Genomic DNA, 6,995 nt, shown 5'->3' on the forward strand with positions numbered 1-6,995 from the left:
GCTTGCGAAAGCGACGTCGGTCATGCTGAAGATAGAGGCCCGCAGGCCCTCCGCATAGGCGACGCCCGAGGGAGGGTTCGGGCGTCGCGAGGGGGAGGGCATGCGGTTGTGCGCGGGGCGCGGGCGCGAGGTCTGCTTGCGCGGGTTACGCGTTCGCCAGCTTCTTGACCACGTGCAGGGCCTCGGTCATCGTGCGGCCGCAGGCGACGCCGTGCATCTGGTCGGGGTAGTTGCCGCTGAAGAGCGACCCCGAGCAGTCGCCGGCGCAGTACAGGCCCTCGATGGGCTCGAAGTCGGTGTTGAGCGCCTGGCAGTCGGCGTTGATGCGGACGCCGTCGATGGTGGTGAGCAGCGTGCCGCCCAGCGTGGCGCCGAAGAACGGCGGGGTGCGCAGCTCGGAAAGGCGGTAGGGCTCCTTGCCGAAGTCGACGTCTTCCTGGTTGTCGTACAGCTCGTTGTAGCGCTCGCAGGTGGCGAGGAACGTCTTCTTGGCGTCGGCGTCGAAGCCAAGCTTGTCGGCAAGCTCGTCGAGCGTGTCGGCCTTCTGCAGGCGACCGTCGGCCAGCTCCTTCTCGAAGTACTTGTCCAGGTCGTACGTGCCGTCTTCCTTCTTCACGCCCAGCACGCCCGTGCGGGTGCCGGCCGAGCAGCCGAGGGTGTGGAAGCGCTGCACGTCGTCGCCGAAGTTGCCGTCCCAGACGCTGATGTACACGCCGCCGGGCTGCTGCGCGGCCGCATGGGGCAAGTAGTCGTAGTCGGCGGACTCGAGGGCGAAGCGCTCGCCGCGCAGGTTCACCTTGAGGAAGGGCTGCGTGCCGGGGTTGAACTGGCCGTTGCCCGGCCACTGCGGATTGCCGGCCTTGACGGACTCCTCGGTGTAGCCCGCGGTGGTGCCGGGCGCGACGAGGCCGCGGTCGAAGATCATCGTGGCGCTGGTGATGTCTTTCACCGCGCCTGCCCACAGCGCCGCCTTGATGCCGTCGCCCGTGTTGTTCTGGTTGTAGCCCAGCGCGGTCACCGACGCGGTGGTGATGGGGGACAGCGACGAGAGCATGGCGGGGTTCGCGGAGTAGCCGCCCGTGGTCAGCAGCACGCCCTTCTTGGCGTTGATCTGCGTGTAGCCGTTGTCAGTCTTGAAGATGGCGCCGGTAACCTTGCCGGAATCCTCGGTGACCAGCTTCACCAGCTCGTGCTTGTAGGAGATCTCGTAGCCGTTGTCGTTCATGACCTTCTCGAACAGCTCGTTGCGCACGGGGACGCCGTCGCGGCCGCCCTCGGCGTTGCCGTAGTGGTGCTCGCCGCAGGGGGTGTAGAAGGGGGTGGCGCCCATGCCGCCCGGCATCTCGAACTCGTCGGCGATGACCACGGCGCCGGCTTCGCTCATGTACTTGTCGACGTACTCGAACATGTCGTTGCTCTCGTTCATCCACATGTTGATGAGGTTGTGGTCGCACGTGCCGCTGGAATAGCGAGCCCACTCGCCGTGCAGGCGGGCGCGGTCGGTGTGGTAGCCCTGGTCGGTGAAGGGCTTGGTGTCGACGGCGTTGAACCAGTGGCGCGTGGCGCCCACCTCGGTGCCCTTCTCGCATAGGATGAAGTCCATCTTCTGGTCGGATGCGTACGCGCCGGCGATCATGCCGCCGTTGCCTGCGCCCACGATGAGCAGGTCGGTGTCCTTCGTCTCGGTGATGTCGCCGATCTCCGGCGGGGCGCCCAGCCAGTCGACCGTGATGGCGGCGCTGCCGTCGTCCACGGCCACCGCGTTGTTGTCGGCCACGCCCGTGGCTGCGCTGGCAGAGCTGGAAGCGCTCTCGGCTCCGGTTGTACCCGCGGCCTTGGGCGAGCAGCCGGCCAGGCCCATGGCGGCAAGCGCGCCGACGCCTGCGACGCCGCCCAGGAAGCTGCGGCGGGAGATGCCGCCTTCGTTCGTTACGTTCGTTCCCATGATGATCCTCCTAATGGTGCGATTTGTTTTGCGGCTCCGGATGAGGAGCCGCTTCCCTCGACGTGCACTCTACGGCGTTCGGCGAGGCTTGAAACCACCCCGTCGGGGGTGTTTCGGCTGGCGAAAGGCGAGTTGGCGCGCTCCCCCTGCGAGGGTGATTTGAGGGCGATAAGGCTGATGAACGTGGTGGATGCGGGGTGCCGTGATCGGATGGCGCAGGTTTCGCTTACAATGGGAGCAAGCGATGAGGGGGAGGGAGCCTTGCAAGCGATGGTGGAACGTATGCGCGATTCGAAGCACGGCGAAAGCGCGGCTATAGTGGTGTGCGTGATCGCCTTTGCGATCATGGGCTGTGTCGGCGGCATTCTGAACGCGAGCGTGTATTCTCGCGTGGCCGAATACTACGGCATCGCTCGGGAGATTTCCACGATGACGTCGGGCTTTCTGTTCTTGATCTTGTTTCTGATCGCCACGCGCAAGCCTTCGCTGCTCGATCGGCGCTTATTAACCGTGGTGGCGCTGGGCTGTGCGATCACGGCGGCGTTCGTGCTGGAGTTCGCTCTGCAGATGGCGAACGGTCCGCTGACGGTGGCGGGCTTCCTGTTCTACAACACGGCCTCCGCGTGGGCGTCGATCATGATGGTTTCCGCGTTCTCGTCGTTGCGTTCGTCGAAGGCGGTGCTTGCGGGGGTGGTGTGCGGCATGGCGTTGGGCGAAGTGGTGCGCGTGGCGCATCCTCCGGTCTCGTACGAGCTGGGCATCGTCGAGGCGACATGCTCGTACGCGCTGGTCATCGTAATGCTGTATCGCCGAGGCGGGCGGCAGCTGGACGCGATCGCGCGCGAAGCGTCCCCGGCCAGCCTCGAACTGTCCAATCCGGAATCGTTCTTGCGGCCTGCTCATGCGCTGTTTTTATGCGTAGGATTGTTCAGCGTTGCGACGGGTTACGGACTCACGCTCAACGAAGTGTCCCATGCTCCTATCAGCGTCGATGTTTCGGCGGTCGTGCTGGTGGGGGTGGCCGCATGGATGCTGCTGTCGCGCAGCGAGAGCAAGGAGGACATGTTGTTCTCGTTCGCGATGCTGTTGGTGGTGGCCGGCTTCATCATCGCGCCGTTCACGTTTTTGACGGATCTGCCCTCGGCGAATGCGCTTTTGCGCATCGGCGTGCGCAGCTTCGACATGCTGGTGTGGCTTGTGGTGTTGGCGGTGGGGCGGCAAAACCTGTTGGCTTTGTTGCCGACGTTCGCGCTTGTGCGTTTCATGAGCGCGGTTGGAACCGACGTGGGCGCGATTGCCGGGCATACCACGAACGATATCGTGGGCACGAATGACGATGCAGCCATGCTCATCGCCGAGGTCGTGCTGTTCGCGTTCGTCGCGTTTCTGTGGTTGGGATTCAGGAAGTTCAGTTTCGCCGACACGATCCGAGGCGTGGTGAACGTGGGCGAGCGCGAGGCTGGGTCGGCTGGGGCTGCTGCTGCCGAGGCAGTCGGCGAGGTGAGGTTTGGCGGCGCTGGTGAGACGGTGCGGCAGCTCAGCATCGAGGAGCGGTGCGCTGAGCTGGGTGCGCAGCACGGCTTGACCGAGCGCGAGACGGAGATCTTCGCCATGTTGGCCCGCGGGCGCAACGGGCAGTTCGTCATGGAACACTACGTGGTGTCGCGCAACACGGTGAAGAGCCATGTCAAACATATCTACGCGAAGTTGGATGTGCATTCCCAGCAGGAGTTGATCGACCTGGTGGAGCGCGCGGGGGAGTAGTGCGGGGTAACGCTGTACTGATAGTGGTACATGCTGCAAGCGTTGTGCGCCGTCGCGAAGAAGCCTGTACGTTGTTTACGGGGTCATGGTGACCCCGTAAGAATCAAGAGGTTAGCTAACCGCCCGATCAAGGTGTTGTCGGCAACATTGCTCGATAAGCGCGGTTATGGAAACCTAAGCGGGAGCATCGGGGTTTGTCATCCTGAGCGGAGCGACTCCTCGGGTTGTCATCCCGAGCGAGCGAAGCGAGTCGAAGGATCCCGCGCGGCGGCAGGAGCCAGATGCGCCTCCGAGTCGATGGCCGCCTCCGACGTGGCGTTCCTGGCGCCCGAACTGGTGTCGGAGGCCGAGGGCCCGGTGCCCGTCCCGGCTCCGGCGGAAGGGCGGCTGGGGTACCGCTTCGTCAAGCGGGTGTTCGACATCGCCTTCAGCCTGTGCGCGACGATAGTCGGCCTGGTTCCGATCGCGCTCCTTTGCGTCGCTATCGGCCTGGAGTCCCCCGGATCCCCCATCTACCTCCAAAAGCGCGTCGGGTATCAAGGAAGGCCGCTACGCATCTTCAAGCTGCGTACCATGGTGGCCGACTCCGACGATGTTGAGAAGCATTTGGATCCCAAACAGCTCGAGCGGTGGAGGCGCGAGCGCAAGGTGGATGACGATCCTCGCGTCACCAAGGTGGGGCGCTTCCTGCGCAGGACCTCCCTCGACGAGCTGCCTCAGTTCCTGAACGTGCTGGCTGGCCAGATGAGCGTTGTCGGCCCGCGTCCCATCGTTGAGGAGGAGCTGGCGGCTTACGGCGACGCGGCGGGCGAGCTCCTTTCCGTCAAGCCCGGCATCACCGGCTGGTGGCAGGTGCAGGCGAGAAACGATGCGACCTACGGCGACGGCAGCCGCCAGGAACTGGAGCTTTATTACGTCAGGAACGCCTCTCTTGCTATAGATGCGAAGGTGTTCCTGAGGACGTTCTCGATCATGTTCGGAAAAGGCAGGACGGGAAGATGAGTGAGCCTATCCGCGTAGCGCATGTTGTGGGCAAGATGTGCGGCGGCGGCGTCGAGGCCGTGGTCATGAACTACTACCGGCATATCGACAGGAGCCGCGTGCAGTTCGACTTCCTCGTGGACGAGGACTCCGCGCTCGTGCCGCGCGAGGAGATCGGGTCGCTCGGCGGCCGGGTGTTCGTGGTTCCTCCTTACCAGCGCCTCCTCGCTTACATGGGGCGCCTGGAGGGTCTGTTCTCGGACGAGGGGTGGTCCATCGTCCACTCCCACGTCAACGCGCTCTCGGTCTTCCCGCTGCGCGCGGCCGCCCGGGCGGGCGTGCCCGTGCGCATCGCCCACTCGCATTCGACGGCGGGCAAGGGCGAGCCCGTCAAGAACGCGCTCAAGCGCCTGCTGCGCACCCAGGCGAACCGCTACCCGACGCACCGCCTCGCGTGCTCACGCTATGCCGGTGAATGGCTGTTCGGCAAGGAGGTCGAGCTCGAAGTTGTTCCGAACGCGATCGACATGAATGCATTCGCCTTCGACGAGCGTTGGAGGTCGAAAGCTCGCCAAATGTGGAACATCGAGGATGGCCAGGTGGTGATCGGGCATGTAGGGAGGCTTGCCCCTGTGAAGAACCAATCATTCCTGATAGAGGTTTTGAGTTGCCTAAGAAAGAGCGGCGTGGATGCTCGATTGGTCTTGGTTGGAGAAGGAAAGGATCGCATCGCCATTCAGAATCGTGCGGCCTGCCTAGGTCTTTCGGAGTATATGGTTATGCCCGGCCAAATGGACTCTTCGTTGGCGTATCAAGGATTCGATGCATTTGCCTTCCCCAGTACGTACGAGGGGTTTGGCATGGCGGCGCTTGAGGCGCAGAGGGCCGGCTTGCCGTGCCTGCTGTCCGACGCGATCACCCGCGAGGTGGACGTGACGGGAGCGGTGCGCTTCCTGCCGATCGATGATCCTTCGGCCTGGGCGGACGCGCTATGCGCCTTGAGGGCCGGCGACAGGGTCCCTGTGCGTCCGGAGCGTTTCTCGTACTACGACATTGATGCAGCGGCGCAGAAACTTGCAGCGTTATACATCGCTCTCGATGGCGAAAGGGCGGGAAAATGAACCCGCTTGTCAGTGTTATCATCCCTGTTTATAACGTTGAGTCGTACGTGTCGGAATGCATAGAGAGCGTGATCGCTCAAACTTATAGCAATATCGAGATCGTTGTAGTAAACGACGGATCGACAGATGGATCGGGGTTTTCTTGCGATCAATACGCTTGTAGCGATTCCCGTGTGGTTGTGGTGCACAAAGAGAACGAAGGGCTGAGTGCTGCCCGAAACGCTGGAATAGCCGTTTGTCGGGGTGATTTCGTGGCCTTCGTTGACGGCGATGATTTCGTGTCCCCTGTTTTCATTGAGACGCTTATGCATGCTATCGAAGTGTGCGACTGTGAGATAGCGGCGATACCTTGTGGTACGGCATTCGAGGACGGCTCTTCATGCGAGCTTGTTGCGAAGGCGGCCTTTATTCCCGACGCAAGGGTTATGGATTCATATACGGTTCAGAAGTTGATGCTCTATCAAAGGCTCGATACGGGAGTTCCATGGAGGCTTTATGCTAGACGTATACTCGGCGATGCTCCTTTTGCTGTGGGGTTGTATTACGAGGACCTGGCAAGCGTTTACAAGTTCATTCATGATGTAGATCGTGTTGCGTTGGTTGATTGCAGGGCCTTGTATGCGTATCGTCTGCGGAAATCCGGGATCATCAGTCAGGCGTACAGTCCGATAAAAGCCTTATCTGCCATTGAGGTTTCACGACGACTTAGCTCGGATATGCAGGAATGGTATCCGGATCTAGCCGTTGCATCCGCATCGCGCTGTTTTTCTCTTTGCCGGATGGTTTATGCACAGATACCGGTAGAATACGAGCTTTCCAGTAAGTTCGAGAATGATCGTCGAGCTTTGTGGGGCGAACTCAAGGAGAGAAGAAAGATCGTTCTGAGTGATTCTTCGGCTCGGAAGAGGGAACGACTTGCTGCAGCCATTGCCTTGATCGGCGAAGCTCCGTTTGCTCTTTTTTGCCATGCGTGTAGAAAAGCCGGTCTTCTCAGATGAGGGTTTTGAGAAAAATCTCATTTTGTATGACTGCGAGAGAGACGGCCTTGTCAGCTCTGTTGATTTCTGCGTGTTTCCAGAACGTCGTTATCTTCTCTCTGGGTGGGGCGGCTATCAAGCCGTTTCATGTCATTGCCTTGATCTTGCTGGTTTTGTCCATTGTGGCACTTAGGGCTTCCTGGTCTC

General features: G+C 61.6%; 5 protein-coding genes. 4 read left to right on the forward strand and 1 reads right to left on the reverse strand.

What is annotated here, in order from left to right; genetic code table 11:
* Nucleotides 1-145: 145 nt before the first annotated feature.
* A complete protein-coding gene (locus ACMO6A_RS07970; protein ID WP_418471053.1) occupies nt 146-1,945 on the reverse strand; it encodes an FAD-binding protein in 1,800 nt (599 codons plus the stop codon).
* A 282-nt stretch (nt 1,946-2,227) separates the two neighbouring features.
* Here ACMO6A_RS07970 and ACMO6A_RS07975 point away from each other — a divergent pair, with 282 nt between their 5' ends.
* From ACMO6A_RS07975 to ACMO6A_RS07990, 4 genes are all read left to right on the forward strand, one after another.
* Nucleotides 2,228-3,709 carry a helix-turn-helix transcriptional regulator gene (locus ACMO6A_RS07975; RefSeq protein WP_229033313.1) on the forward strand — a complete coding sequence of 494 codons (1,482 nt, stop codon included), beginning with the start codon at nt 2,228-2,230 and terminating at the stop codon, nt 3,707-3,709.
* Nucleotides 3,710-4,006: 297 nt separating this feature from the next.
* Nucleotides 4,007-4,711: a sugar transferase gene (locus tag ACMO6A_RS07980; protein ID WP_009306544.1), complete on the forward strand. Its 705-nt coding sequence runs from the start codon at nt 4,007-4,009 to the stop codon at nt 4,709-4,711.
* A gap of 35 nt (nt 4,712-4,746) precedes the next feature.
* Nucleotides 4,747-5,811 carry a glycosyltransferase gene (locus ACMO6A_RS07985; protein ID WP_226844230.1) on the forward strand — a complete coding sequence of 355 codons (1,065 nt, stop codon included), beginning with the start codon at nt 4,747-4,749 and terminating at the stop codon, nt 5,809-5,811.
* Nucleotides 5,808-6,809 carry a glycosyltransferase family 2 protein gene (locus tag ACMO6A_RS07990; RefSeq protein ID WP_009306541.1) on the forward strand — a complete coding sequence of 334 codons (1,002 nt, stop codon included), beginning with the start codon at nt 5,808-5,810 and terminating at the stop codon, nt 6,807-6,809. Before ACMO6A_RS07985 ends, ACMO6A_RS07990 begins: the two co-directional genes overlap by 4 nt.
* Nucleotides 6,810-6,995 lie beyond the last annotated feature (186 nt).

The sequence above is a fragment of the Eggerthella sp. genome (assembly GCF_048329335.1).
Lineage (GTDB): Bacteria > Actinomycetota > Coriobacteriia > Coriobacteriales > Eggerthellaceae > Eggerthella > Eggerthella lenta.

Excerpts from the sequence above, each read along its gene's own strand:
- ACMO6A_RS07970 (WP_418471053.1), bottom strand. The coding sequence starts at position 1,945 with ATGGGAACGAACGTAACGAACGAAGGCGGCATCTCCCGCCGCAGCTTC.
- ACMO6A_RS07975 (WP_229033313.1), top strand. The coding sequence starts at position 2,228 with ATGCGCGATTCGAAGCACGGCGAAAGCGCGGCTATAGTGGTGTGCGTG.
- ACMO6A_RS07980 (WP_009306544.1), top strand. The coding sequence starts at position 4,007 with ATGGCCGCCTCCGACGTGGCGTTCCTGGCGCCCGAACTGGTGTCGGAG.
- ACMO6A_RS07985 (WP_226844230.1), top strand. The coding sequence starts at position 4,747 with ATGTGCGGCGGCGGCGTCGAGGCCGTGGTCATGAACTACTACCGGCAT.
- ACMO6A_RS07990 (WP_009306541.1), top strand. The coding sequence starts at position 5,808 with ATGAACCCGCTTGTCAGTGTTATCATCCCTGTTTATAACGTTGAGTCG.